This window comes from Caulobacter sp. B11 (genome assembly GCF_002737765.1).
In the GTDB taxonomy this organism is placed as follows: Bacteria; Pseudomonadota; Alphaproteobacteria; order Caulobacterales; family Caulobacteraceae; genus Caulobacter.
The window spans coordinates 1-2,053 of record NZ_PEGG01000326.1 but is presented as its reverse complement, the minus strand read 5'-3'; the positions used below and the strand labels follow the sequence as shown (position 1 = coordinate 2,053).

Sequence of the window (2,053 nt, the reverse complement as noted above, 5' to 3'; positions counted from 1 at the left end):
ATCCCGAATATGTCGACATGGTCGTCGACGCCGCGATCGCGGCGACACCGAGCGCCTGCGCGAGCTGGTCCACGCCCTGGAGCCGGCCGATGTCGCCGACCTGATGGGCTTCCTGTCATCCGGCTACCGCGAGGCCGTCATTCCGGTTCTCGATCCGGAATGGCTGGGCGAGATCATCGCCGAGCTGGACGACAACCTGCGCGAAGAGGTGCTGGAGGCCACGCCCTCGGTGACCCTGGCCCGGGCGCTGGAGGAGCTGGACTCCGACGACGCCGCCGACGTCATCGACGACATGGACCACCGCAAGCGGGCCCAGGTCCTGGCGGCCATGGACGAGGGCGACCGCGCGGCGATCGAGACCACCCTGTCCTATGGGGAGGAGACGGCCGGCCGCCTGATGCAGCGTGAGTTCCTGGCCGCGCCGCAGTTCTGGACCGTGGGCCATACGCTCGACCACGTGCGGCAGTCCGGCGACACGCTGCCCGACCTGTTCTTCGACGTCTATGTCGTTGATCCATCCTTCACGCCGGTCGGCGCCCTGCCGATCAGCCTGCTGCTGACCAGCAAGCTGGAGACCCCCCTGGCCGATCTGATGGAGGCGGTGACCGAGATCACCGTCGACATGGACCAGGAGGAGGTGGCTTACATCTTCGACAAGTACCACCTGATCAGCGCCCCTGTGGTCGACACCGGCGGGCGGCTGGTCGGCCAGATCACCGTCGATGACATCGTCGGGGTCATCCGCGAGGAAGCCGGCGAGGACATCCTGGCCCTGGCCAACGTCTCCGACGTCGGGCGCGACGCCACGGTGATCGACATCGTCCGCTCGCGCCTGCCCTGGCTGCTGCTCAACCTGGTGACCGCCACCATCGCCGTCAGCGGCATCGCCCTGTTCCAGGAAGAGATCTCCAAGCTGGTGGCCCTGGCGGTGCTGATGCCCATCGTCTCGTCCCTGGGCGGCAACGCCGGCACCCAGACCCTGGCGGTGGCCGTGCGGTCGCTGGCCAGCAAGGAGCTGACCGCCGCCAACGCCGGCCGCATCGTCGGGCGCGAACTGATGGTGGGCGTGATGAACGGCCTGACCCTGGCCCTGGTGATGGGCGCGGCGGTCTATCTATTCTACGGCAATCCCCGGCTGTCGGCGACGGTGGCCCTGGCCCTGGTGGCCAACATCTTCACCGCGGCGGTCGGCGGCATCCTCGCGCCCCTGGCCCTGGAGAAGATGGGTCGCGACCCGGCGGTGTCCTCGTCGATCTTCGTGACCTTCCTGACCGATTTCGCGGGCTTCTTCTCGGTGCTGCTGATCGCCGCCCTGCTGTTCGACTGATTTTTCACGCCATCCCCTAGGCGATCCATCACATGCGGCGCCTATCTTGCGCGGAGAGAGCCAAACGCAACTGCGTCTGTCTCAAACTGGGTCATTTCTCGCGATGAAACCGCGTCATCAGGTCTCCCGCGCCGCCGTCGATCTCATCAAGAGATTCGAAGGCTACCGCATGAAGGCGGCCCAGTTGCCTGACGGCCGCTGGACCCTCGGCTACGGCCACACCCTGACCGCCCGCCAGGGGGCGACCGTCTCGGAACAGGACGCCGAGGCGTTGCTGCTCTACGACCTGATCACGGTGGCCCATGCGGTCAACGAGCACAGCTACACGCCGCTGAACCAGAACCAGTTCGATTCCCTGGTCTGTTTCGCCTTCAATATCGGCGTCGAGAACTTCATGCGCTCGGGCGTGCTGCGCCGGGTCAATGAAGGCTCGCTGTTGCAGGCCGCCTGCGCGATGGAGATGTGCGCAAGGCCGACTTCGAGGCGAGCGGATCGTCATCGACGCCCTGGTGCGGCGCCGGGCGGCGGAAAAACCCTGTTCCTGACCCCGACCGACGGCCACTGGGTGGCGGCGCCCAGCCCGATCCTGCGGCCCAAGGTCGACTATGACGCCGGCTGCTGCGCCGTCCCCAAGCAGACCCCCACCACCCTGACCTCGCCGATGGAAAGCGAGCGGGCCATCGCCCTGCGCGAGGAGGGCGGCTTCATTCGTCCCGCGCGGGTTGA

2 pseudogenes are annotated in these 2,053 nt (G+C 67.2%); both read left to right on the top strand.

Features of this window, described 5'->3' with window-relative positions:
- Positions 1-1,327, top strand: a pseudogene (mgtE, locus tag CSW58_RS12050) (magnesium transporter); the annotation flags it as partial.
- 103 nt (positions 1,328-1,430) lie between these two features.
- Positions 1,431-2,053, top strand: a pseudogene (locus tag CSW58_RS12045) (lysozyme); the annotation flags it as partial.